Origin of the sequence: Neobacillus driksii, from assembly GCF_013409995.1 — a bacterium.
In the GTDB taxonomy this organism is placed as follows: Bacteria; Bacillota; Bacilli; order Bacillales; family Cytobacillaceae; genus Neobacillus; species Neobacillus driksii.
The window spans coordinates 439,814-465,800 of record NZ_JACCBX010000004.1 but is presented as its reverse complement, the minus strand read 5'-3'; the positions used below and the strand labels follow the sequence as shown (position 1 = coordinate 465,800).

At 37.0% G+C, this 25,987-nt stretch carries 23 protein-coding genes and 1 pseudogene; 16 read left to right on the top strand and 8 right to left on the bottom strand.

What is annotated here, in order from left to right; all coding sequences use genetic code 11:
• Positions 1 to 330 precede the first annotated feature (330 nt).
• Positions 331 to 1,200: a cation diffusion facilitator family transporter gene (locus F4694_RS11645; RefSeq protein ID WP_179598002.1), complete on the bottom strand. Its 870-nt coding sequence runs from the start codon at positions 1,198 to 1,200 to the stop codon at positions 331 to 333.
• A gap of 231 nt (positions 1,201 to 1,431) precedes the next feature.
• Between F4694_RS11645 and F4694_RS11640 the strand changes: the two genes are divergently transcribed.
• Complete coding sequence (locus tag F4694_RS11640) at positions 1,432 to 2,184, top strand: GTP cyclohydrolase II (RefSeq protein WP_179598000.1); 753 nt, start codon at positions 1,432 to 1,434, stop codon at positions 2,182 to 2,184.
• A gap of 63 nt (positions 2,185 to 2,247) precedes the next feature.
• On the opposite strand, the pseudogene F4694_RS11635 reads toward F4694_RS11640, so the two are convergent.
• The 4 genes and pseudogenes from F4694_RS11635 to F4694_RS11620 all read right to left on the bottom strand — a co-directional run.
• A pseudogene (locus F4694_RS11635) lies at positions 2,248 to 2,334 on the bottom strand (NADPH-dependent oxidoreductase); the annotation flags it as partial.
• Between the two features lie 784 nt (positions 2,335 to 3,118).
• Complete coding sequence (locus F4694_RS11630) at positions 3,119 to 3,631, bottom strand: DoxX family protein (RefSeq protein WP_179597998.1); 513 nt, start codon at positions 3,629 to 3,631, stop codon at positions 3,119 to 3,121.
• A gap of 629 nt (positions 3,632 to 4,260) precedes the next feature.
• Positions 4,261 to 4,536, bottom strand: a complete 276-nt coding sequence (locus F4694_RS11625; RefSeq protein WP_179597996.1) for a hypothetical protein — start codon at positions 4,534 to 4,536, stop codon at positions 4,261 to 4,263.
• On the bottom strand, positions 4,526 to 4,843 hold the full coding sequence (locus tag F4694_RS11620) for a hypothetical protein (RefSeq protein WP_179597994.1): 318 nt from the start codon (positions 4,841 to 4,843) through the stop codon (positions 4,526 to 4,528). The genes F4694_RS11625 and F4694_RS11620 overlap by 11 nt, the downstream gene beginning before the upstream one ends.
• A 332-nt stretch (positions 4,844 to 5,175) precedes the next feature.
• On the opposite strand from F4694_RS11620, the gene F4694_RS11615 reads away from it, so the two are divergent.
• The 7 genes from F4694_RS11615 (at position 5,176) to F4694_RS11585 (ending at position 12,668) form a co-directional block, all read left to right on the top strand.
• On the top strand, positions 5,176 to 5,487 hold the full coding sequence (locus F4694_RS11615; protein ID WP_179597992.1) for a hypothetical protein: 312 nt from the start codon (positions 5,176 to 5,178) through the stop codon (positions 5,485 to 5,487).
• Between the two features lie 79 nt (positions 5,488 to 5,566).
• Positions 5,567 to 5,857 (top strand): hypothetical protein, encoded by a 291-nt coding sequence (locus tag F4694_RS11610; RefSeq protein ID WP_179597990.1) that lies wholly within the window; start codon positions 5,567 to 5,569, stop codon positions 5,855 to 5,857.
• Positions 5,858 to 6,098: 241 nt separating this feature from the next.
• The gene (locus tag F4694_RS11605; protein WP_179597988.1) at positions 6,099 to 6,374 is read left to right on the top strand and encodes a hypothetical protein; all 276 of its coding nucleotides are present in this window, start codon (positions 6,099 to 6,101) and stop codon (positions 6,372 to 6,374) included.
• Positions 6,375 to 7,047: 673 nt separating this feature from the next.
• Positions 7,048 to 8,448, top strand: coding sequence for an amidohydrolase (locus F4694_RS11600; RefSeq protein WP_257029202.1), 1,401 nt, complete (start codon positions 7,048 to 7,050; stop codon positions 8,446 to 8,448).
• 361 nt (positions 8,449 to 8,809) lie between these two features.
• Positions 8,810 to 9,697 (top strand): oxamate carbamoyltransferase subunit AllH family protein, encoded by an 888-nt coding sequence (locus tag F4694_RS11595; RefSeq protein ID WP_179597986.1) that lies wholly within the window; start codon positions 8,810 to 8,812, stop codon positions 9,695 to 9,697.
• A complete protein-coding gene (gene fdrA / locus F4694_RS11590; RefSeq protein ID WP_179597984.1) occupies positions 9,691 to 11,238 on the top strand; it encodes an acyl-CoA synthetase FdrA in 1,548 nt (515 codons plus the stop codon). Before F4694_RS11595 ends, fdrA begins: the two co-directional genes overlap by 7 nt.
• 2 nt (positions 11,239 to 11,240) lie before the next feature.
• Positions 11,241 to 12,668: a YlbE family protein gene (locus F4694_RS11585; RefSeq protein ID WP_179597982.1), complete on the top strand. Its 1,428-nt coding sequence runs from the start codon at positions 11,241 to 11,243 to the stop codon at positions 12,666 to 12,668.
• On the opposite strand, the gene F4694_RS31750 is transcribed toward F4694_RS11585, so the two are convergent.
• Positions 12,662 to 12,808, bottom strand: coding sequence for a hypothetical protein (locus F4694_RS31750; protein ID WP_218895611.1), 147 nt, complete (start codon positions 12,806 to 12,808; stop codon positions 12,662 to 12,664). The genes F4694_RS11585 and F4694_RS31750 overlap by 7 nt on opposite strands.
• 305 nt (positions 12,809 to 13,113) lie before the next feature.
• Here F4694_RS31750 and F4694_RS11580 point away from each other — a divergent pair, with 305 nt between their 5' ends.
• Together F4694_RS11580 and F4694_RS11575 are read left to right on the top strand one after the other, a co-directional pair.
• Entirely contained in the window at positions 13,114 to 14,658 is a 1,545-nt protein-coding gene (locus tag F4694_RS11580; RefSeq protein ID WP_179597980.1) for a xanthine permease, read from the top strand.
• Positions 14,659 to 14,677: 19 nt separating this feature from the next.
• Positions 14,678 to 15,127: a nucleoside deaminase gene (locus tag F4694_RS11575; protein WP_179597978.1), complete on the top strand. Its 450-nt coding sequence runs from the start codon at positions 14,678 to 14,680 to the stop codon at positions 15,125 to 15,127.
• Between the two features lie 71 nt (positions 15,128 to 15,198).
• On the opposite strand, the gene F4694_RS11570 is transcribed toward F4694_RS11575, so the two are convergent.
• Positions 15,199 to 16,068, bottom strand: a complete 870-nt coding sequence (locus F4694_RS11570) for an alpha/beta hydrolase (RefSeq protein ID WP_179597976.1) — start codon at positions 16,066 to 16,068, stop codon at positions 15,199 to 15,201.
• Between the two features lie 406 nt (positions 16,069 to 16,474).
• Here F4694_RS11570 and F4694_RS32120 point away from each other — a divergent pair, with 406 nt between their 5' ends.
• The 3 genes from F4694_RS32120 to arcC all read left to right on the top strand — a co-directional run bounded on the left by F4694_RS32120 (position 16,475) and on the right by arcC (position 20,279).
• Positions 16,475 to 18,022: a xanthine permease gene (locus F4694_RS32120; protein ID WP_179597974.1), complete on the top strand. Its 1,548-nt coding sequence runs from the start codon at positions 16,475 to 16,477 to the stop codon at positions 18,020 to 18,022.
• Between the two features lie 101 nt (positions 18,023 to 18,123).
• Positions 18,124 to 19,305 carry an ankyrin repeat domain-containing protein gene (locus F4694_RS11560; protein ID WP_179597971.1) on the top strand — a complete coding sequence of 394 codons (1,182 nt, stop codon included), beginning with the start codon at positions 18,124 to 18,126 and terminating at the stop codon, positions 19,303 to 19,305.
• Complete coding sequence (gene arcC / locus F4694_RS11555; protein ID WP_179597969.1) at positions 19,302 to 20,279, top strand: carbamate kinase; 978 nt, start codon at positions 19,302 to 19,304, stop codon at positions 20,277 to 20,279. The genes F4694_RS11560 and arcC overlap by 4 nt, the downstream gene beginning before the upstream one ends.
• Before the next feature lie 62 nt (positions 20,280 to 20,341).
• On the opposite strand, the gene F4694_RS11550 is transcribed toward arcC, so the two are convergent.
• Complete coding sequence (locus F4694_RS11550; RefSeq protein WP_179597967.1) at positions 20,342 to 21,046, bottom strand: response regulator transcription factor; 705 nt, start codon at positions 21,044 to 21,046, stop codon at positions 20,342 to 20,344.
• 216 nt (positions 21,047 to 21,262) lie between these two features.
• Here F4694_RS11550 and F4694_RS11545 point away from each other — a divergent pair, with 216 nt between their 5' ends.
• The 3 genes from F4694_RS11545 (at position 21,263) to F4694_RS11535 (ending at position 25,932) form a co-directional block, all read left to right on the top strand.
• Positions 21,263 to 22,771, top strand: a complete 1,509-nt coding sequence (locus F4694_RS11545) for an amidohydrolase family protein (protein ID WP_179597965.1) — start codon at positions 21,263 to 21,265, stop codon at positions 22,769 to 22,771.
• 2 nt (positions 22,772 to 22,773) lie between these two features.
• Positions 22,774 to 24,243, top strand: a complete 1,470-nt coding sequence (locus tag F4694_RS11540) for an amidohydrolase family protein (protein WP_179597963.1) — start codon at positions 22,774 to 22,776, stop codon at positions 24,241 to 24,243.
• A 123-nt stretch (positions 24,244 to 24,366) separates the two neighbouring features.
• Positions 24,367 to 25,932 (top strand): glutathione ABC transporter substrate-binding protein, encoded by a 1,566-nt coding sequence (locus F4694_RS11535; protein ID WP_179597961.1) that lies wholly within the window; start codon positions 24,367 to 24,369, stop codon positions 25,930 to 25,932.
• Positions 25,933 to 25,987: the final 55 nt, after the last annotated feature.

The following is a 25,987-nucleotide window of genomic DNA, read 5'->3' as shown; positions in this document are numbered from 1 at the left end:
TTGAAAAGGGTGGGTTGACCTTACAAAAATAGGGTATTAGTTGTCAGATTATTAGTACTTTTTATCTAGTTTGAGGATAATATATTATTTTTTTCTTTTGGGGATTTTTACAAGTTAGACTATGCTGGAAAATAAAAAAAGACCACCCAAATAATTTGAGTGGTTTTGAAAGATGAGTTGAAGGTGCCTAGGTAACCCCTTCAATTAATCATATCCGTCAATTCAAGGTGTAAATGACTAGTACTAAAATTTCAAGTAGACATAAAACAATATTGGTTATTTGCCAAAAACTACATATGGGAAAAGCTGAAATGTGGATATTATATGAGATTAATTCGGCTCAACGTGGACAATCACATCGTATACACTATGCTCTTTGATTAATTTATCTTCAACCATTGACGCAATATCATGAGCATTTTTAACATCTAATTGCGAATTCACAAGGATTACAACATCTACGACAACGTTATTACCGTAATTTCTTGCTTTAATGTCCTTTACACCTTTGACACCATAACAATTGGTGATAGTTGTTTTGTATGCCTCTAATTCCTTCTGATCAAACCCGTCTGTGAGATGGTGGGAGGCGTCACGAAAAATTTCCCAAGCCGTCTTACAGATAATTAAGCCAACGATGATAGCCGTGATCGGATCTAACCAGGGAAGACCAAATTGAGCACCGACAATTCCAATGAATGTACCAACACTGACCCATGCATCTGAAAGATTATCCTTGGCAGCAGCCATTACTGATTGGCTATTTATTTCATTTGCAAGTTTTTTATTATAACGATAAACAAAAAACATAACGAGTGCACAGAAGAGTCCTGTCCAACCTGCAATTAAATCTGGAGATTCTTCTATTCTATTAAAAACACTAGTGATGGCTTGATAAGAAACCTGAATTCCCACACCCATCATGATAAACGAAGCTACCATAGAAGCAACGGTTTCCGCTTTCCAGTGTCCGTAAGGATGGTCATCATCTGGTGGTCGCTGGGATAATTTTAGTCCAATTAATACAGCAACTGAGGCTACAATATCAGTGGCATTATTCAATCCATCCGCTTTTAATGCTTCAGAACCAGCGAAAAACCCCACAATTATTTTTAATGAGGACAAACAAAGATAAGCAATAATACTTATAAATGCACCTCGTTCTCCTCTTTTTAAATCCAAATATGCTTGTTCTTCCATGCTTTACCTCCAGTTACTTAGACTACCTTATATATTATGGAACAAAAATATCTAGTGGGTCTAGAGAAACCTTTTGTCTGCTCTCTAACAATATAAAAGTGACGAAAAAAAGTTTCTCGCAGGAAACTTTATAAGGATATTCTAAAATCATGATGAAAATTAAGGGTAAATTCATTTCCATGAGTTTATTTTTAAATGTAGTAAAAACTATTCTAAAAAAGGGGTTCGAAAATGAAAAAAACATTTGATTCTAAAGTTTTAGAGGTTTTGGAGGACAAGATCAAGTTAATTAAAACGGATAAAGGTGCCATATATTTAGTAGGTCCTATTAGACTCCCAGTTAATTTATATGGAGAAACTGTGGTTTTTCAATGGTATTGTTGGCTGAATTGCGACGAGGTAACGGAGGATTTTGAAAGGATCATTAATAAATTATCTTCTGTAAACTTAGCTGAGCTACAACAATCCAGCGTCCTAGTATATGGTGACTTTGAATATGACAAAGATGCAATTATAAGATTTCATTCTATCTGCCATACGGGAGATATATTTGGAAGTAAAAGATGTGATTGTGGCTTCCAGCTAAAGCAGTCGATGAAAATGATTGCTGAACACGGGAATGGTGCGTTATTTTATCTCGCTAACCACGAAGGAAGAGGAATTGGATTATTCAGTAAGGCAATGGCTTATATTCTCCAAGAAAACGGTTATGACACGGTTGAGGCAAACGAAGCTCTTGGCTTTGTAGACGATTCGAGAAATTATGGAGACGCCATTCTTGTTCTTAAAGCATTACGCACAAAACCTGTTACACTTATTACAAACAATCCTAAAAAATTACAAGCACTAAAGAATGCTGGACTTGAGGTTTCAGGAAGAGAACCTTTATGGGGGGATATTTCCAAATATAATGAGAAGTATTTGAAAACAAAGGTGAACAAATCAGGGCATTTAGAAGTCGAGGGCACTTGTTGTAATGATTAAAAACAGAAAAAGCATAAGCCAACGGAGCCATTTGCTCTATGGGCTTGTGCTTTTTCTTATTTTTTATCGCAAAGTTTTTAATGCACCACTCCAAGCAATAACTTGGTCAAGCATCGCATTCACATTATTAAGGTGCAAATCTTGAGGTTTTGATTTCGGAATACTTACTTTATTGTTAATATTGATTTCGCTAATTTTTTTAGCATTTGTTGTTATTAGTTTCAAGAAAGTAAAACCGATTGTTGCTGTTTTTTTAGGATGTAGTTTTATATTTACCATGTATTTTGCTTTAATGTTATCAATGAACGTATAAAGATGAAAGAACAGACCACTTCAAGGTATATTGAGGTGGTCTATTCTTGTTAAATAAATGTGTTAGGTCTCAATTGAATGACGATAGGGGTGACTTTGGGGACCTAAATCTAATTTTGTTAACTGATGTAGAAATAATTGTGAATTAATGTACTTAAAATAAAGGGTTAGTAAAAACAAGTTCGGACGATATATGCAAAAAACCATCACAAGGATGGCTTGAAGGAGGATGCATGAATCAACATACTTTAATGTACGCTTTGAAGATATTATGGAATGAGCAAAATATCTCGAATTAAATAAATAAAAAATCCGTAGCAGTTTGGCCTACGGATGGATTGAGAAAAAGGTGGGCAACCTTTCTTTTGGAACATATGTGGTTTTCAAGGTAAGTAGTACATAAAGTTTTAAGTCCCTCGTATCTGCTACAAATCCAACAGGTTGAATAATAAGAGTAAAAAGACTACTCTAGCAGAGGAGTAGTCCCAAGTCTCTTTAAGAATATATCAAGGAAATTATGTGTTTAGTATTGATCTTAATAAGAAAATTTAATTCAATACTATGTTGATAAATAGCTTTTTTAAAATAAAACCCCTCTTAACTATGAAAAGGGCTATTTTCATTATGCACTTTGGGAAAATTGTTCATTCCTTTCTTTTTTATATATCAATTTTCCAAGTAATGGTATGAACCAACGATCCAATCCAATTTTTCCAGCATTCAATCCTGCCATAAGAATCAACATTCCTAGTAAAACCATCTGGGGATTTGTACTCGTTGTTCCTGATAACATATAAGCAAAGTTCATAGTAAGCCCCATTAGTATAGAAAATGATGTGAAAATACCTAAAATTAATCCGAGACCTACTAAAAATTCTCCCCAAGGAACTATAACGTTAAAAAGATCAACATACGGTAATGCAACCTCTTTTAAAAAATTTCCCCACCAAGGTTGTACAGCAGGGTGTTCACCAGTCATATTTTTTATTGCTCCATTAATAAAGCCGCTTGCGTCAAATTTTCCACTAGAGATTTTTCCCCAACCAGCATTTAACCACTGCCATCCAAGATAGAGTCGGAATACAGTTAGCAAAAGTGTTACATAACGGTTTTCTTTTAAAAATTGAATAAACATAATAAACCTCCTAAGTAAGTGATAACTATTATCACTGATATTGATTATCATTATCAATTATTCTATTGTTATTTTCAATAAGGAAAAGGGACCAATAATTTTTCTAATTTAGTTAAATATTCCTATAATAAGTAAGTTATTTTGCTAGAACTCAATTCTTTCCATCTCTTTTCTTGTTTTAATATTAACTTTTATTTGTTAAATACCGGAGTACTTAATATTAATATATTGTAAAAAATGAAATAAGCAGGGATGTCTGTAAGTAAAGATTACATTATTCAAAGTTCCTTTTACGCATAAACAAGAAGTTCTGAAAAGAAAGTGGAGTTGACGATTTCAGCAGCTGCTAGCCTATAAGATGCCTTAAATGAGATTAAAGGAACCTTTGAGAAAAAACATTCTAATTTGAAAGTAAACTATAACTTTAGAGCTTCAGGAGCACTTCAAGAACAAATTTTCTCAGAGAGCACCTGTCAATCATTTCTTCTATGCCGCTGAGGACAAATTTAATACTCTGGTGCAAGACGGACTAAACGACAAGTCAAAAGGAACAGATATAGTTGGAAATGAATTAGTATTAATGGTACCTACGAAACTATTCAAAAAAAAGATTAAGGCATTCGGTGGCCTTACCAAAACAGATAAAGTTTCCATCCATTGGTATTGCCACCTTCTGTAATAGGTTTCTTGTTAATTGTTTTATCTGGAAGGAATTGTCCCATAGGACAAATGGTAGAAGAATTTTTTAAACAACCTGTTATGTTTACGAGGTAGGCTCTTGTTATTTCCTCTACTATTGTAGCTTTCCCTTTTTTGTATCTATCTTCTAAGACTGGGCTTGAAGCCATTGATGAGGAAATTGAGAATGCAGATCGTGTGGATGGGGCATTATGATTAATTTCCATTACGCTCACTTAAAGCGATCATTTCGAGTGCAATAGTGAGTTTTGGAAGAGCATTAGATGAGTTTGGATCTACTTTAATGTTTGCTGGAAACATACCAGGATAAACCCAAAACATTCCAACAGCTATATATGTATCCATTGATTCAGGCATTATGGTATTGGCTTGGGTTATGGGTGTCGAGTTTGAAAGGCATTTCATTCTTAATGTTATTATGCGTAAACCTAATGAAATCCTGATGGCATACAAAGAAATATTCTTTTTTAATTCTAATGGAGGCATCCTTTTAATTAGGAATGTCTTTTTCATAGGGTGCGATACCCTTAACAATGCATCGGTTTATTGGGGGTTGATTAACGTTTTATACCTCCAGTGGCGGAAGATTTGATAAGGATGACGAACACACTATAAAGGAGCACCTGGTATTATCACTATGGAATTAGTGGAAATACTTGATAAACGAGGCTCTATTGAGTGTTTCAAAAAAATTTTCAAAAGTGACCAAACAACTCTTTAACTGAGGATAATATTTTTAGGGAGAAAAATGTACTCTTGTCCATATGTAGGAAAGACACTTGTCCAATCACAAAAATTCCTTCTGAATAAAGTAAAGTATTCTAAAATATAGGAGGAATTAAAAAATGAGTAATGTATGGAGAAACGAAGATATTTTCGGCAGAAGACGTAACAGAAGGGATGATAACAGAGAGGTACGTAGTGACGTCGATGTAGATGTGGATTTTGATTCAAGAGTTGACAACGAAGCAGATAATGAAACTGATGTTAATGTAAAAGACAAAAACAACAACATCGCTAGAGCACGAATCGTAAATAGTGGAAACTCTAGAATCGATCTAGACATTAATGTAGATAGCGAATCACGTGCAAGAGTGCGTTCAAGATCTGAAGCTGATTCTGACCAGGAGCAAGAACAGAATCAAGAAATAGATTAATTTTGCATGGCAATAGGGGTACTGGGTACTAGTGTACTAGTCTCAGTATCCCTATTAATATAAAAATGGGTGTGTTGATATGGAGAAACCTTTTGAAAATAAACTTAATACAGTAGTTGGTAACAGTGGAAACTCTGACGTTGATTTAGTAGTCAATATTGACATAGATACAAATGCTATTGCCTATGCAGTTTTGTGCAGTTTATATGCCAAAGGTGAGATAAATGATTTAGAATTAGAAAAGGCAATAAAAAAACTTGATTCATTAATTGAAAGGGATAAAGGAAACAGAAAATCCAAGTCCAACACAACGATTATTGACAAAAACCGAAATTTATTTGATTTTCCACGAAGAAGAAATTGGTTTTAAACTTTTTCTTCTTTACATACCCTGAATAATATCTGGGTAGGCAATAAGAAAGTAAAGATAGTCTGGACTTCACTTTAAAATGGGATTTCTAAATGAGTAGAACAAAGATACTTGTTGTGCTAACTGGGACTTTCGTATTATTAGGTTTAACTAGTTTAGGTGAAGATTAGATATATGTCCAAACCAAAGATTAACTACAGAATAGACTAAAGTATTCCAGATTAAAGGAGGGAAATCATTAATGAGCCGAAACAGAAATGATTCTAACGATGACGTTCGTATTGACGTTGATGTGGATAATGAATTTGATTCTAGAGTAGATAACAAAGCAGTAAATGATACTGATGTTAAACTAAAAGACCAAAACAAAAACATTGCAAAAGCAGACGTTTGTAATAGTGGAAATTCAAGAATTGAAATTGACATTAACGTTGATAGTGATTCTCGTGCTAGAGTACGTTCAAGATCTGATGCTGAATCTGATCAGGAGCAAAGACAAGAACAGGAACTGGATTAAAAATAGATTGTTAAATTTAGGGGTATTAGGTTCTAGGGATATTAGTATCTGGTATCCCCTTTATTTTGTAGATAACTTGGTCAATAAAAGACTACTCGTTATTGAGTATTCCAAAGTCCAAGTGGGTGGGCAGTAACTCCTATGATTATTTATGACTATGATTAGTTGATTATAACAAAACTGTGTTGAATAATTGGGCTGAAATCAGCTTGCTTTTTGTTTTTATTCATTAAATTATGGGGAAGACCTGTTCAAATTGAAACCATGATTGAAGATCGAAGAATGTTGTTTTCTTATGGCGGATAGGGCGTTCAACGAAGTATTAATAAATATAAGGATAGTATAGATAAGTTGAAAAAGGGAAAAGGGGTTGAAGATTCCCTTTTCCCCTTTTTTCACGTTATTTTATTTACATTACTTTCTTTTTAAAACTTTGAGGAATAGCAGATTTCATTTCTAAAAAGAGATTATTTCAAAATTTATTCACAAATATTTGTATGAAATAACTAGATATTTCGGGAATTTTCAGTTGCGCTATCCAATGACTTCTATAATTTTCCTCCCTAAAATAATTATTGAAAGCGATTAAAATAAATAATTGTATTTATTAGCTTTTCAATTGTTATCTCAACACCAGTTAATAATTTTATTTTTACTTGAGGAGGAGTTTTAGTTGGTTAAGGGAAATGATGGATTCTCACGCAGAAAGTTTCTTAGCAATGCAGGAAAAATTGGAGGAGCCTCCGCTGTTCTTGGCGTCACAGGCACGATGGATTTATTTTTGCCTGAAGAGAACGGAGCGAATGCGGAGGTCAGAGTTAATAACAAAAAACCAGGGAAAAATAGCCACTATATGCTACTGAATGTCCGTTTAGAAAGTGGTTATAAGTATGAAAATGGTCTGGTTGTTGCGACGGAAACTGTATTACGAAACCTCCAAATTACCAATGGAAAGATTAACAGGATACTAGACACTAAAGCTACATACAATAAAAATTTAGATTGTTATGACGCCAAAGGTATGCTATTACTTCCTTCTTTTAGAGATATGCATATTCATTTGGATAAAACCTATTATGGCGGTCCTTGGAGAGCCGCCCATCTGAGAAAAAACGGTATTTTTGATATGATTGAATTAGAACAGACACTGCTACTGGAGCTTCTGCCAACTGCTCAGGAGCGTGCAGAGAAATTAATTGAGCTGATCCTCAGTTATGGTTCAACATACGTTAGAAGCCACTGCAATATCGATCAGGTCGTAGGGTTAAAGAATCTCGAGAATTTGAAAAAAGCATTAGCGAACTACTCCGATAAAATATCACATGAAATCGTGGCCTTTCCTCAACATGGTTTGCTTCGTTCAAATGTAGAAGGTTTGATCCGTGACGCAATGCAGCTTGGAGTTACCCATGTTGGCGGGCTTGATCCAACCTTGGTTGATGGGAATATGGAAAGATCATTAAATACGATGGTCCAAATTGCTGCCGACTATAAAGCAGGAATTGATATCCACCTCCATGAAGGTGGAGAAACTGGAATAAAGGCGATAAGATTATTGGCAGATTTAACCGAACAAGCTGGTATACAGGGCAAAGTGACGGTGAGCCATGCATTCTCCCTAGCGTCGTTACCAGCTGGAGAGGATGAGGAGATGGCAAACCTCCTCGCCTCTCAGGGAATATCTATCGCATCATCCGTACCAATCGGGAAGGGGGTTATGCCAATTCCGCTACTCCAGCAGAAAGGGGTCAAAGTGCTTCTGGGTAATGATAGTATTACCGATCAATGGGATCCATTCGGAATTGGAGATACCTTGCAGAAAGCTCATCTTGCTGCACAGCTTTATGGATGGAAACACGAATACACTCTATCCCGTGCCCTTTCCCTAGCTACCGGAGGCATTACACCTTTAGATGAGTCTGGTAAGCAAATATGGCCGAAGGTTGGAGACATAGCAAATGCTGTTCTAGTTCCTGCAAGCTGTTCTGCAGAAACAGTTGCCCGTCTGCCTATGCGTGCTGCCGTTCTGCATAAAGGCGTTCTAGCCTCAGGCTCACTTGAAGCTGTAAATTAAATCAAAATTATTGGTTATCGTCGGGAATTATTTAGACACTGAATGAGGAAAAATTAACTAAATAATAGGAGTGGAGATGTAGGAGGGACTCTTACATCTTCTTTTTATGCGAGTGTAACTATGTGAAATTAAAACATGGCTTACTTGGACCATCCCTTTGACATAATTTAAACACAATCCATTGTACGATTTGCACAATTGAATGCATTGCTTTTTGGATTTGTTAAACGATGACGGTGTTATGCATATTATCTAAAATAAAAATGTAAGCCAGATAGCTTATTCTTTTTAAAAGGAGGTTCGATCTGCTTAATAAAAAGTTTATAGGACTGACTGATTCTGATTTTTTGGGGTGTTACTCATGATTAATGCAATATCTGGTGATTCAGATTTTATAAAGGAAATTAATAACTCAAAATTCACTGGTTTTGTGCATAGTACATTCAATCGGACATTCAATATTAAATGTTTCGAGAATGGCGATTTATTTACCATTGCATGCAGAAAACTTGATAACGGCCCTAATACTTTAATCGTTAATGCTGATAATATGAAGTCTCAGAAAATCGAAGTAAATGACCCGGTACGTGTTGAGAAAAATCTCTTGTTTATTGGGGAGAAGCTAACTATTTCAATTGATAAAGTCGATTTATGGGAAAGTGTTTTACCACCCTACCCATCTAATGAAGAAATACTGAAACGAAATGTAATTAAAATGAAGGAATATCTTAACGTCCATGGAGTAGGCGGGGGAATGAAAAAAAGCGTACTAACCAAAAATCCTTTTGAAGCCGAAGTCTCGAATATGCTTGAGAAGCGAACTATTTTACTCTTAAACGAATTATTGAATCATCGAATTTCAACTGCCTTGCCACATGCGGTTTCACTTGTAGGTCTTGGACCAGGGTTAACGCCTTCTGGGGATGATTTTTTAACTGGGTTATTTACCATTTTTAATATGAAAAACAGCCCTTTTTATCCTTACCGATCATTTTGTGAAGATGTTTTAAAGAAAGCAAGAACCTTAACGAATGACATTAGTTACATGACTTTGAAAAAAGCAGCCAATGGTAAAGTGAGAGATTCTATTATTGCATTACTTAACTCGATATTAGTTGAGGATGATCAGGACTTAATTCTCTCATTAAATAAATTATTAAACATAGGTTCTTCATCCGGGACAGATATAGCGTATGGCATTGTTTTCGGAATGGAGGCCACTATTAGAGCAGGAGGTAAAGTATGTTAGTACAAGCTTTGATTAAGCCAAACACATATTTCGATTCAGTATCTTTAATGTCGCTTTCCACTAAAGCAAATCAAATTGAAGAAGTGGAACAGGCCATTATTGCTATGGGTACGGAAATGAATAAAGAGGTAATGAAAAATGTCGGTTTACTGACACCTGAAGTAGAGGTAGCGGGGGCAAGTGACTTAATTATTGTTGTAAAAGCAGCAACTGACGAATTATGCGAAACCGCTTTCGGAAAAATAAATGATTTATTTACGAAAAAGAATTCAGGTAAAAAAGGGACAAATGACATTAAATATTCTACTATTTCTTCTGCTGCAGGAAGTAACCCAGAAGCTAATTTAGCCATTATTGCTGTAAATGGTGCTTATGCGGCTAGAGAAGCGAAAAAGGCTCTTGAAAATGATTTACATGTCATGATGTTTAGCGACAATGTGAGCATCGAAGATGAAATTGAATTAAAGAGATTTGCTCATGAAAAAGGTTTATTTATGATGGGACCAGACTGCGGAACAGCGATAATTGGAAATACAGCCCTTTGCTTTGCAAATGCAGTTAGAAAAGGGACTATCGGTATTGTTGGGGCATCAGGAACAGGCAGCCAAGAAGTAAGCGTCCGCATTCATGAATTTGGCTTTGGTATCTCGCAATTAATTGGAACGGGCGGTAGAGATTTAAAAGAAGAAGTTGGCGGAATTATGATGCTTGATGGTATTCAGGCACTTGAAGACGATGAAGAGACAAAAGTCATTGTCGTTATTTCCAAGCCACCTGCGCCTAGTGTGGAAGAAAAAGTATTAGCAAAAATGGAAACTTGTAAAAAACCAGTCGTCGTTTGGTTTGTGGGCGGGAATGAAGAAAAAATAACTGCAGCTGGCGCACATTTTGCGAAAATGTCTAAAGAAGCAGCACTTAAAGCGGTACTATTAGCTGGGGCAGACGAAAGCAAGTTAAACAAGCGTGCATTAAACATCCCACTTATTGAAGAAGTTCGGACAAAGTTAACTCCTGAACAGAAATATGTTCGTGGACTTTTCAGTGGCGGAACTCTGGCAGATGAAGCTATGCATGCTGCGATGGAGAAATTTGATAATGTTTACAGCAATATTCAAAGAAATCCAGAGTATCGTTTAAAGGACCGATATACAAGCCAAGAGCACACATTCATCGACTTTGGTGATGATGAATACACACAAGGAAAACCACACCCAATGATTGATCCATCTACACGTCTTGAAAGATTTGTTCAGGAGGCAAAAGATCCATCTGTTGGTGCTATCGTAATGGACTTTGTTATAGGTTATGGAGCGCATGAAGATCCAGTTGGAGCTTTCCTTCCAGCAATCATTGAGGCGAAGCAACAAGCTGAACAAGAAGGTAGACATTTAGAGATAATTGGATATGTACTTGGAACAGAATTAGATCCGCAAGATTATCAAGAGCAAATTGATAAATTATTAGCCGCAGGAGTAACACATGCCAGCAGCATGCAAAATGCAGGATTATTGGCTAGAGAATTTGTTGTGAAGGGAGAATAGGTATGAGTCGAATTAGCGATTTATTTAAGAGTAAACCACATGTTATTAATGTAGGAATTGAGTCCTTTAAGGATGATCTATTACAACAGGGTGCTGAAGTCATTCATTTAGAATGGACACCTCCAGGCAGAGGAAACCCAGCCTTAATTGCTGCACTTGACAAATTTGAGAGTCCGGAACGAATGGAAAAAATAGAAGCAGCTAATAGATTAGCAGTCGAAAGAATTATTAATTCTCAACCAGTATTAATTGGATATGATCAAGCTATTAATTGCGTACCAGGTATGACAAAAACGACGATACTTCATGCAGGACCTCCAATTACTTGGGATAAAATGAATGGTCCAATGAAAGGTGCCGTTACTGGTGCAATCGTGTTTGAAGGATTAGCTAAGGATGTAGAAGAAGCAGCCAAACTAGCGGCATCCGGCGAAATTACCTTTTCACCATGTCATGAACATAACTGTGTAGGTTCAATGGCAGGTGTCACATCCGCGTCTATGTTTATGCATATTGTTGAAAATAAAACATATGGCAATATAGCTTATACAAACTTAAGTGAACAATTAGCCAAAATCCTGAGAATGGGTGCAAATGATCAAAGTGTTATTGACCGTTTGATTTGGATGCGAGATGTTTTCGGCCCTATTTTACGGGATGCAATGAAACTAAATCAGAATGGGATTGACTTACGTTTAATGCTTTCACAAGCCCTTCATATGGGTGACGAGTGTCATAACCGCAATGTTGCCGGAACAACGTTATTAATCCAGGCTTTAACTCCGTATATTTTACAAACGGATTATACAATCGAACAGAAGAAAGAAGTATTTGATTTCGTTGCAAGCAGTGATTACTTCTCTGGTCCTACTTGGATGGCAATGGCGAAATGTGCACTTGATGCTGCTCATGGCATTGAGAACAGTACAATCGTTACAACTATGGCTCGAAATGGTGTTGAATTCGGTATCCGTGTTAGCGGTATGCCTGGAAACACATGGTTTACGGGCCCTGCGCAAAAAGTAATTGGCCCAATGTTTGCAGGTTACAAGCCAGAAGACTCTGGACTTGATATCGGGGACAGCGCGATTACTGAAACATATGGTTTCGGTGGATTTGCGATGGCAACAGCTCCAGCAATCGTTGCATTGGTAGGTGGAACAGTAGAGGATGCTATTGGTTTTTCAACTAGAATGAAGGAAATCACTACAACAGAAAATTCTAACATCACAATTCCATTACTTGATTTTATGGGACTTCCGACAGGAATTGATGTTCGTAAGGTTATCCAAACAGGTATTATGCCGGTCATTAATACTGCGATTGCTCATAAAGATGCGGGTATTGGAATGATCGGTGCAGGTATTACCTATCCTCCAGTTGAAGCATTTGAAAAAGCATTATTAGCTTTAAGTGAAAACGTTCAATAATTTAAATCGGTTAAAAGCCCAGCTGGAGTTTTTTCATCAGCTGGGCTTTTTAATACTTTTTTAAGTTCATCAAAACAATTATCTACCATTGGGCAAAAAGCCAAAAGGAAGGTATTGTGCAAAATATCAAATAACCCCACTGTTTTCTAGTTTTTGGAAACTGGATTCAAGGACATATTTTGTACAAAGTTTATTGTATAACCTGCCTAAAAGAATACCATTCTTTTTGGTTTAGGTAGCCAATGTCCGAGAAAGCGTTTTCGTATAAAATTTTAGATGTAACCGGTTAAACTATTAATTTTTATAGTAGTATTTCTCTTTCAGTTTTATAAAAATCACCCCAGAAAGGAAAGAGTTTTTGCTATGCAAAAACGGCAAATTTAACATAGGCGTATTAAAAATAATGTCATTTAACAAACTAATTCGTTTTTAGAGGTGAAATGAAATGGCTCAAACAATTCAATTTTGGAAAAAAGGGGACTTTGCTGCCTCCTTCGGTTTATTCGTTAATGTTTTGACAGACTTTTTGGTTATGATTTCATTATTAATCGGAGTAGTTGGTATGCCAACAGAGTTTGTATATAAACAAATTGTTCCCGGCTTTGGATTTGCTGTATTGATATCTGGTATTATATTTGCTTATTTTGCTTATAAATTGGCTAAGAAAACAGGTAGAAAGGATGTTACCGCACTACCATCGGGTTCTAGTTCACCTGGTATTTTTCTTATCGTGTTTGTGATCATGCTTCCTCTATATCAACAAACACAGGACGCTGCATTCACAACCACAGTTGCTGTAATTTGGGGATTTATTGAGGCAGCAATATTATTTTTAGGAGCTTTCCTTGGTGAAACGATTAGAAAGATTGTTCCAAGAACGGTATTGTTAGCAGCCCTGGCAGGTTTGGCATTTGTATTCTTGGGTATGAACCCAATGCTACAATCCTTTGAAATGCCTATAGTAGCATTTGTTGCCTTAATCATCATCTTCATGAACTGGTTGAGTAAACATCCAATATTAAAGAAAATACCTACTGGTTTATTATTGATCGTAGTTGGAACTGCCATTGCCTGGATAGCTGGATATCAAAATCCTGCTGATGTTACCGAAGCTCTAAAATCCTTTGGCTTTAATCCTCCACTGTTGCATCTAAATGGGTTTGGCGACAGTTTAAGTGCAGCTTTACCTTATTTATTAACCGCTGTACCTTTAGGGTTAGCAAACTACATTTTTAACTTAGAAAACGTAGAAGCTGCTGCAGTTAGTGGAGATGAATACAAAACAAGAGATGTTATGCTTGCAAACGGTTTTTCGACTCTAGTAGGAGGCCTTTGTGGTAATCCATTCCCAGTAACCGTATACGTAGGTCATGCGGGTTGGAAAGAAGTTGGAGCAGGTTTAGGTTACTCTATTGCTAGCTCTGTTGCCATATTCTTATTATCAATTTTCAGTCTTATGGGATTGTTACTAGCGGTTGTACCAATTGCTGCTATCGTACCTATGCTCGTATTTATTGCAATTGTAACAGGGCACCAAGTTGTCAAGGAAAGCCCGAAATTTGAAGCTCCAGCAATTTTTGTTTGTTTCTTCCCATGGGTTGCGAACTGGGCACTTGTTGCAGTTAATAATGCACTTTCAGCTGCTGGTATGTCGGTAGGGGCAGGTGACAATCAAGTGTCTTCACTAGCTCTTCATAATGCCGGACTTTTCTACGATGGCTTGGTTGCTCTTGGTAATGGTGCACCTATATCGAGTGTTCTCTGGGGCTGTATAGCTGTATTTACAATCCGTAACACGCCTATTGGAGGCATTATTGCTGCAGTACTTGCATCAGCTTTAACCTTTATTGGTGCCATTCATACAAGCACTATCGGACTAGCACAAACAACTGCAATGCCATTCGTTTGGGGATATCTGCTAATTGCTGCATTCCTTGCGTATAAACTCTATGTAAATAAGAAAGATAATATTGGTCCTGTTACGGAGTAAAAATAGGAGGAATTTTGAAATGGATTATATGAAATTAGCTGCAGGTGCAACACTTGTTGGTATGGCAAACAAAGTTGGTGGACCATTTGGTGCAACAATCGTACGCGGTGATGAAATTATCGCTGTAGTAAGCAATACAATGATGAGAGATACTGACCCATCTGCTCATGCTGAAATGGTTGCTATTCGTGAGGCTTGTAAAAAATTAGGAACTATGGATTTGTCTGATTGTGTTATCTATGCAACTTGTGAACCTTGTCCAATGTGTGTATCCGCTATTATATGGGCTGGTATTAAAGAAGTTTATTACTGTAACACCAGCGAAGATGCTGATAAACATGGCTTCTCTGATATGCATTTACGAAAGTACTTAACCGGTGAAGATAAAAGTGTTCTCAATATGGTTAAAGTAGAGCAAAGAGAAGATTGTGATCATTTGTTTGAGTTTTTCCATAAATCTAATAAATAACAATATATTTCAATTATTCAATAGACTTAAACTTAAGTTTAATGCCCAGCTAGTAATCTGCTGGGCTATTTTTAATTCAGGTGAGTTTTTAAAAAATCAATGACTTGTTGAAGTGCATGTTGAACGATCGGATCTTCAAAGTTTTTATCAAATACATGCTCACCATTTGGTATCGTAATAAGTCGTGCTTCAACCGATTGTTTAATAAGGGCTCCCCTCATAAATACTGACTGTTCGTATGGAACATCCGAATCTTTCGTTCCATGTAGTAATAAAGTTGGGGGGAATTCATTTGTAACATTACGATTCGGGCAAAATTGATAGAGTGCTTCTTTATTGTCTGAAAGATTTACACCTGTAATTTCTTCGATCCAAACCCCATTCTGTCTCGCGTAAACGTAAAATAGAAACCGTTCTTCTACAGACGCCTCAGTTAGTATTTTATCTGTTATAAGTTTGTAAGCAAGTTCCTTAGAAACAATATCCTTTTGACAATAATATTTACTTGGACTTGTTGCCCAACTCCCAACAAGATCCCCGTATCCGTAAAAGGAAACAATTGCAGAGGGCTTATGAGTAAAAGTTCCAGTAGTAAGTGCTAAAAATCCACCGGCAGAACTACCTACAACTGCAATTTTTTTCGAATCTATGGAAAATTGTTTTGGTCCTTCAATATGAATCCAAAGGATTGCATCTTTAATATCCTCAAGGATTTCCGGTAGCTTTGTGGAGGGAGCCAGCCTATAGTCTATTGAAAAAAGTGCGAAACCATTGTTGGTATAAAGTTGAACCATTTCTTCACTTATTTCTTCTCTTGTTCCCCAAATTAACCCGCCACCATGGATATAAATGATGACAGGAGCATTTTCATGGTTAGTTCCATAAAAATCTGCCTTTATTGAGAAATTTACACCTTCTTTATAAATTACAGTTTTCTTCACTATTATTTACACGTCCTGTCTATTGATTGTTTCAATTAATACTAAAAAAAATAGTCATATAATGCAATTAAAAGATTGTGCAAACATAACAAATAATCGCGTTGTTTTAAAGGTTTTTCTAGTCTAAAATCCAGGTCATATTTTGTACATACATTATTGTATAACTTGCCTAAATGAACAGCGTTCTTTTTGGTTTTGGTATCCAATGACCTAGAAAGCTTTACCTACTAAAATGAAGGATGTAAGGGGTTACGAAATGCTATTATTTCTCTTTTAGATTTATAAAATCTCCAGAGAAAAATAAGATTCTCTGCCACAAAGGAGGCAAATGAAATAAAAGAGTATGTAGTAATGTGAACAAATTTTTTACATCCAACAAACTAATTCATATAAGAGGTGAAAGGTAATGGATCAAACAATTAAATTTTGGAAAAAAGGGGATTTAGCCGCTTATTTCGGCTTACTTGCTAATAACTTAACCAATCTTCTAACCATGATGTCATTATTAATTTTTGTCGTTGGTATTCCATCAGCAGTCGTTTACGGGAAAATTGCTCCAGCTTTTGGCATGGGGATATTTATCGCAAGTTGTGCGTATGGCTTTTTTGCTTATCGACTAGCTAAAAAAACAGGCAGAACTGATGTAACAGCATTGCCTTCGGGACCAAGTGCACCGTCCATATTTACGGTAACTTTTTTAGTTATATTGCCAGTCTATACCCAAACAAAAGATTATGAATTTGCGATTGGCATTGCACTAGTTTGGTGTTTCGTAGAAGCAATGATCCTGGTAGTGGGCTCACTATTAGGAGATACGATCCGAAGAATCATTCCTAGAACAGTATTATTATCATGCTTATCTGGTCTTGGACTTTTATTATTAGCCATGAACCCTATGTTACAAGCCTTTGAAGCACCGATGATTGCTTTTGCTGTATTAATCATTATTTTCATCAACTGGTTTGGTAAATCACCGGTCTTTGCAAAAATTCCAACAGGATTTTTATTGCTTGCTGTAGGTACAGGGATTGCCTGGGCTTTAGGTGTAATGGAGCCAGGTGCGATTTCACAATCCTTATCATCTTTTGGATTCAATCCTCCATCTTTAAATATTGATGGTTTTATGCAAGGGTTGCCACATGCCCTTCCGTATTTGGCTTCCGCTATACCACTAGGTCTTTCTAACTATGTGTTTGACTTAGAGAATATTGAAAGTGCCCATACTGCAGGGGATGAATATCAAACAAGACAAGTTATGTTAACAAATGGTATTGCTTCTTGTATTGGTGCAGTATTTGGAAATCCATATCCAGTAACTGTATATGTTGGACACCCAGGATGGAAATCAATGGGTGCAGGTATTGGCTATACAGTGGCAACGGGTTTATCAATGTTAATTCTTTCACTTTTTGGTATTGGAGCATTTTTATTAGCGGTCATTCCGATTTATGCCATCGCTCCTATCCTAGTTTATATCGGAGTTGTAACAGCCAACCAAGTGGTTCGTGAAACCCCTAAAATTGAAGTACCGGTTATCTTTATTGCATTATTCCCATGGATCGCCAACTGGGCTCTGACTCTTGCTAATAATGTACTTGGTGCAGCAGGAACGGCCGCGGGCACTGTGGGGATTGATAAACTTGCTAGTAAAGGGGTTTATTACGAAGGATTATCTCATTTAGGAAATGGTGCACCGATTGCCAGTCTATTATGGGGATGTATAGCAATATTTGCTATTAATGATAAACCGTTACGTGGTGCTGCAGCAGCAGCGGTAGCAGCCGCATTGTCTATTGTAGGATTTATCCACTCTCCGACAGTGGCATTTGCGAAGGGGGCTTCTGTAGAATTCTTCTTTGGCTACCTAATGATTGCAGCTATATTTGTTATCAAATTTATGATGGATCGTAGTAAAGCTCAGGCAAAACCTGAATCCGGAGAAAATGCAGCATAATTAAATTTTTCGGAATTCACCTTCGATAGTTAAAGCTCTTCAGGCTTTCGAAGGTGAAAATTATTAATCTCGAATAATGGATAAAGGGGATAATGTTTATAATGGATCAAAACACGGAGCTAATCCAAGCAAGTGAACGTGGAGATATAGAAGCTGTAAAACAATTATTAGAAAATGGAGCAGACGTGGCTTTTAAAGACGCAGATGGCCGAACAGCTTTGATGGCTGCGACACAGAAAAATCAACTTCCTGTCGTAAAACTGTTATTAGAAGCTGGCAGTGATGTAAACACGAGAGATATAACACAATTGACACCATTTATTTGTTCTGGTGCTAACGGTTTTCATGAAATTTTAAGCGAAATGCTTCATTATGGAGCAGATTTAAACAGCGTAAACCGATTTGGCGGAACTGCATTATTGCCTTCCAGTGAAAAAGGCTATCTGAAAACCGTACAAAGATGCTTGGAGGCTGGTATCCCTGTCAATCACGCCAACAATTTAGGCTGGTCTGCTCTTTTAGAGTCAGTCATTTTGGGTAATGGCGGCCGTCTTTACTCCCTGATAATTGAATTACTTGTAAAAGCTGGTGCGGATGTAAATTTACCAGACAGGGATGGGAAGTCATCACTTCAGCATGCCAAAGAATTAAAACAGGAAAAGGTAGTAAAGATTCTTACGAATAAGTATGTTGAACAAAATGAATATATAAACCGTGCAAAAGCTTTCTATTTAGATGATAAGTATGAAGAAACAATTTCAGAAATGAATCAAGCTATCGAGATAGATCCCAATAATCTAGATTATTATTTCTACAAAGGCTATTCTTTGCAAGAACTAAAGCGTTATGATGAAGCCCTCAAAGAATATCGAAAGGCATTAGTCCTTAGTCCAAATGATCTTGATTATTATTTCTATACCGCTAATTGCCTAAGGTTAATGAAAAAAACAGATGAAGCACTAGCTGAATATGACAAAGCATGTGAATTAGAACCTTCTGAAACATTTTATCGTTACCATAAATCAAATTACCTAAGAGAACTAGGAAGACATGAGGAAGCTGTAACAGAAATGGATAAGCTTTTAGCACTTCAGTCAAATAGATATGATTTTTCTTTCCATAAAGCAAACAGCTTGAGGTCTCTCAGAAGGCATGAAGCAGCAATTGTGGCAATTGAAAATGCGATTGCAAACGATCCAGCCAATCCGTTGTATCAATTGCATAAGAACCAATCACTTGAATTATTAAAACAACAATTAGATGTACAGGAGGTATGTGAATGAGTAATTTAGTTATAGTTGCAATTGGTGGGAACTCTCTAGTTCGGGACAATGGACGCGACTCTGTTCAAGATCAATATGAAGCTGTTCAGGAAACCGCTGTTAATATCGCAGATATGGTTCAAGAAGGATACAATGTGGTTGTGACACATGGAAATGGTCCACAGGTTGGTTTTGGACTTAGAAGATCTGAAATTGCAAGTGAAATTGCAGGTATGACGGATGTGCCACTTGTCAATTGTGTGGCAGATACACAAGGTGGTATTGGATATCAAATTCAACAAGCCTTAACAAACGAATTTATTAAAAGAGGTATGAATAAAAAAGTTGCAACGATCATTACACAAGTTGAAGTTGACATTAATGATCCGAATTTCGAAAATCCAACTAAACCGGTTGGTTCGTTCTTCACTTTAGAACAAGCAGAAGAAATGAAAATGGAACATCCTGAGTGGACTTTTATGGAAGATTCCGGACGTGGTTATCGTAGAGTGGTTCCATCACCAAAGCCAATTGATATTGTTGAAAAGGAAGCCATTAAATCATTGGTAGATGCTGGATACGTTGTGATTGCGGCTGGCGGCGGCGGTATTCCCGTTATAAAAACAAGAGAGAATGAGTACTTGGGTGTTGATGCAGTAATAGATAAAGATTTTGCTACCAGCCTTTTAGCGGAACAAGTCAATGCTGAGACATTAATTATTACAACTGGTGTTCCAAGAGTATGTATTAATTTTGGAAAACCAAATCAATTGGCCTTAGAAAAAATTACTGTTGAAGAGACAAAACAATATGTTCTTGAAAACCATTTTGCACCAGGCAGTATGCTGCCAAAAATTGAGGCTAGCTTAAGCTTCTTAGAAAATGGTGGAAAGAAAGTTGTTATTACAAACCCGGAAAGTTTACAGGATGCGATTAATGAAAAACAAGGTACTCACATTGTCAAATGTTTAAGTAGCTCTCATTGTATGCAATAGTGGGTAATAACAGAAGTCCGGCACTATTTATAAAAGTGCCGGACTTTGTTTTAAAAAAATTGCTATTTACTTCTTTCCTTCTCCCGAAATTCGGTTGGGGAAACTCCCTCTATTTTCCGAAATAATGTACTAAAATAGTTTTGACTGCTAAATCCTGAGTTTTCTGCAACATCCGCTATAGTCCATTTTGGAGTCGTTATTAAAAACCGTTTCGCCATGTGGATACGATACTGAATTAAATATTCTGAAAAAGATAGACCTGTTTCTTCGTGAAATTTCCGACTTAGGTAGGTAGGGTTAGCGTGAACCTTCCGTGCGATATCTGAAAGAGAGACTTTTTCAGCAAACATTTCGTGAATAGCTTTGAGAGAGCATTGAATTAAGCTGGAATAATTTTGAGAAAATGGATGTTTTTTATACTTTGATAGAATCTTTAACAATTCACTCTCGATAACAGGTTTCGTTAAATAGTCAGCAACCCCAATTCTAATTGATTGCTGAGCATAGCTGAAATCTTGGCAGGCAGTAACCATGATTATTTCCACATCTTTATTGCTTTGTCTCAGTTCCTCCCCAAATTCAATGCCTGATTTTCCTGGAAGATTAATATCTAAAAAAGCCAAATCTAATTCATGATTTAGATTAATTGAATGTGCTTGACTAGCATCGGAAGCCTTAAAAAATTTCCATGAAGGAAATTCAGATTGCAACAAGTATTCTAGTTGTTCTAACTCTAATGGTTCATCATCAAGTAATAAGACATTCATTTACATGCAGCCCCTCTGCTAAAGATTCCCATGCAGTTCTTTCATTTAATTTAAACAAAAGGATAATTGATGTAAATATGATGTAGACAAGAAGTAGAAAAAGTTTAAAAAAGAGTAATAATTCCGAAAATAATTCCAGGATTCTTTTTCTATAATTAATCTAACAATCAAAAATTGTAGAAACTACACCTGAATTGGTGGATTGGGAGGAAAAAAATGATTGATTTGCTGCTAATTCACGGTACTGTTATCACAATGGACGCCAGCAGGCGAATTCTTCAAGATGGTGCTGTTGCTATTAACGATGGCAGAATTATTGATATCGGTTTAACAGAAAATATAGCGTCAAAATTTGAGGCGAAGAAAGTGATTGATTGCAGTCACCATTGTATTCTGCCAGGATTAATCGATGTGCATGGTCATGGCGGGCATTCGATGTTTAAGACCATTGCGATGGATAATACTGATTTCTGGATGCCCATTATGACGAATACTTATAAGCATTTTGTTACCGATGATTTTTGGTACTACGAAGGAAAGCTTTCTGCAATTGAGCGATTAAAAGCTGGTATTACGACGGGTGTATCTGTTTTAGGGTCTATGCCGCGATCTGATGATCCGATCTTCGCAATCAATCATGCGAAAGCATACGCAGAAGTTGGTGTAAGAGAAGTTGTTTGTACTGGTCCATGCAATCCTCCATGGCCACATTTATTCAGCCGTTGGGTGGATGGTAAAAGGGTTACGAAAGAAGTAACATACGAAGAAGTGCTGCAAGGAGCCGAAGCTGTCATTGAAGCACTGAATCATGCCAATGAAGACCGTACCCGTGCCTTTATAACCCCATTTGTCATCGTAACATCTGTCGAACCATCTGGTCCAACGTCACCAGCGAGGCTTTATGGGTTAACGGATCATGATCTTTTTCAAGCAAAAAGAATTCGTGAGATTGCAAGGAAGTATAAAACACGGATCCATTCTGATGCCTTTGGCGGGATGATTCATCTTGCTTTCCATGATTGGGAAAATGCTTTGTTAGGTCCAGATGTGCACCTTCAGCATTGCCGTGGAATTTCATTCGATGAGGCAAGGATCTTGGCGGATACAGGTACGAATGTGAGTGCCTCTCCAGGTATAACCCAGGTTAGTGCGAGAACTCCGGTGCCTGAGTTAATTGAACTGGGAGTAACGGTGGCTATCTCAACAGATGGGACATCACCATGTACTAGCTTTGATATGTTTCAGGCAATGAGAAAAACACAATTTGTTCACCAATCAGCTCTAAGAGATGAATATTATTTACCGCCTGGAAAACTATTAGAAATGGTTACGATTGATGCCGCGAAGTGCATCGGTTGGGACGATGAACTCGGTTCAATAGAAATCGGCAAAAAGGCCGATGTGATTACCGTTAACCTTAACCAGCCACATTTAACTCCTGAATTTATGCATATCCATCGTTTGGTATATCAAGCAGTTGCTAATGATGTCGACCATGTGATTGTTGATGGAAGGGTTATTATGGAAGGTCGTAAGGTACATACCGTTGATGAAACCACAGTGTTACTTCAGGCTAATGAAGAGGCAAATTCAACCATCAAGCGTGCCGGACTCGAAAAATATATGCAGCCAGCCAAGTATTTTTGGGGTCATGCTCGCGGCTATATCGATGAGAAGCGATATAACGAAGAAGATTACAGTATTACTAGATTGAAAGGAGAATGAAAATGGTAACAAAGCTTAAGGGAAAATATGTGATTGGTTTTGATGGAGATGATCATGTGATTTTAGAAGATTCAGAGGTTGTTTATGAAAACGATACAATTATTTATGTTGGAAAAAACTATCCTAGAGAAGTGGATGAGGTCATTGATGCTGGGAATGCGGTCATTAGTCCAGGATTTATCGATTTAAATGCACTAGGGGATATTGATCACGATATCCTTCATTTAGAAGCAAGCAGTGACAAACAGAAAAATCTGCTCTGGTCAAAGAGTTATGTTGAAAACGGACATCATGAAGTCATGACAGCGGAAGAGGAAGCATTTAAATCACTCTATGCCTATTCTCAGTTGATTCTTCATGGGGTTACTACTGCGATGCCGATTACATCAGTTTTTTATAAAAAATGGGCAGAAACCTATGAGGAACTAGCTGCAGCAGCCAATCATGCAGGAAGATTAGGATTAAGAATCTACTTAGGACCTAGTTACCAATCTGGGATTAGAGTCGTAGAGCCAGATGGAACAATCAAGCTTTACTGGGACGAAGAAGCAGGGAGAGAAGGACTCGAGCGGGCTGTAAAGTTTGTTGAAGAATTCGATGGTACCTATAATGGATTGGTTAAAGGCATGCTTGCACCTGAACGAATCGAATGTCAAACAGAGGAATGTTTGAAGCAAACAAAATATTTTAGTGAGAAATTAGATGTTCCAATAAAACTTCATGCGGCGCAGGGAAGCTATGAATATCACACAATACTTGAGAAACACGGTATAACCCCTATTCGATATTTGTATAATCTTGGTTTTTTAGGACCGAAAACCGGGATTCCTCATGCTCATTTTATTGCCGGTTATAGTGAAGCACTCGCGGGTGAGGGTGATGATATAGCTTTGCTAACAGAAACTAATACAACAGTAATCCATTGCCCATTAATTATCGGAAGGCATGCTTCTATGTTAGAATCATTTGCCAAATATAAAAGGTCAGGAATTAATTTAGCAATGGGGACTGATACTTTTCCTCCAGATATGTTTCAGAACATTCGCACTGGAAGTATGCTATCACGATTAATCGAAAAAGATGTGGAGGATTCCACCTATGCTGATTTATATCGTGCGGCAACTCTCGGCGGAGCTAACTTCTTAGGAAGGGATGACCTAGGAAGGATTGCTATAGGAGCGAAAGCGGATATTATTGCGATTGACTTAGAGGGCTTCCATATGGGCGTGATTGATGATCCGATTCGGACAATCATCGCTAGTGGATCAGGAAGGGATGTTAAATTATCGATTATTAACGGCAGGTTGGTTATGCAAGACCGAAAAATCCCTGATCTAGATTTAGAAGAAATCAAATCCAAAGGTCAAAAATATTTTAACAAAATGAGAAAAGGATATTTGGAAAGAGATTATCAGCAGCTTCCCGAAAATGAACTGCTTTCTTCATCGTTTAAAATCGTGGATTTCATCTAATTCTGAAAAGAAGTAAAGATATTGAAAAATAAAGTAAATATTTTTGAAACAAAATAGTCTGAATATTTTTTATAATTAGACAAGCGCACATGCTTAATAAATATATTCAGGGGGTTAGAGGCCATGAAAGAGAAATGGAGATTAGGAAAATGCTTACTAGTCATACTTATAGCAATTGTTATTGCCGGCTGTTCTACTAAAAAGGACGTCAGTACAAAGGAAAATAACCGCGATTCTGGATCAAATGACGGGGGTACATTAGTTATAGCTCGTTTGTCAGATGCCGAGAACTTAGATCATCATTTCATGTCGACGATCAATGCCGCAAGTGTTACACATGGCAAAATTTATGAGGGGCTTGTAGGACGTGATAAAAATGCCGAAATTAAGCCTTTGCTTGCAGAAAACTGGAAACAGCTTGATGATTTAACGTGGGAATTTAATCTTAAAAAAGATGTGAAGTTCCATGATGGAACTGCCTTTAATGCAGATGCTGTAAAAGCGACATTTAACCGACTGCTAGATCCAAATGTTGGTTCACCAAGAGCAGTTGTATTTAAAATGGTGAAAGAAGTAAAGGTAGTGGATGAATTTACGGTTCAATTTATCCTATCCGAGCCATTCTCACCATTGCTTTCTATTCTAGCCAGCCATGAAGGTGGTATTATTAGTCCAAAAGCGATTGAAAAGTTCGGTAAAGAAATTATCAATGAACCGAATGGAACAGGTCCATTTGTTTTTGAATCTTGGACTCCTGGTCAAAAAATTGTCTTTGAGAAAAATAAGGATTACTGGGGAACTAAGGCAAAAGTGGATAAAGTTGTATTTAAGGTAGTTCCAGAAGAAACCACACGAATCTCCATGCTTGAAACTGGAGAAGCCCATATTGCTGAGCCACTTTCCGTACCGATGATGTCCACTGTAGAAGCTTCGTCAGTAGTTAAGGTTTACCGCAGTGAAGGATTTGGTACAGAGTATATTGGCTTTAACGTTCAAAAAAAACCATTTAATGATGTCCGTGTTCGTAAGGCAATCTCTCATGCGGTTGAAATGGATTCGATTATAAAGGGTGTATACAATAATGTCGGTAAAAAGGCGAATTCATTATTAGGCTCAAAGGTCTTTGGCTACACTGCTGATATGAAAGCCTATGAATATAACCTTAATGAAGCAAAGAAATTGCTAGCTGAAGCCGGCTATCCAGATGGGTTCGAAACGACACTAAAAACAATGGATAGCAAAGAAAGAATCAATATGGCGGAGGTACTTCAATCACAGTTAAAAGGAATCGGTGTTAAAGTAAATATCCAAGTCTTAGAGTATGGTACGTTCGTGGAGCAGGCAAACAGTGGGGATTCTGAAATATTTATCCTCAGTTGGAGAAACGCAACCGGTGATGCTGATTATAACCAATACAACCTTTTCCATACCAATTCTCACGGAGCATCTGGAAATACCTTCTTCTATAGTAATAAAGAGGTGGATCGTTTAATCGAGGCTGCCCGTAAAGAAAAAGACCCAAATAAACGTAGGGAACTGTACGCACAGTCACAAAAATTAGAATTAGAAGATGCCGTATATATTCCAGTAAGGGTCATTGAAAATCTAGCTGCTGTAGCCAAAAATATACAAGGCTTTGCAATCAGCCCATCTGGTTATTTAGAAATCAATGACGTTTCAATCCAATAGGAAAAAGGATAAGAGGGATATCGATGTGGATACGCCCTTTTATCTTGTAACAGTA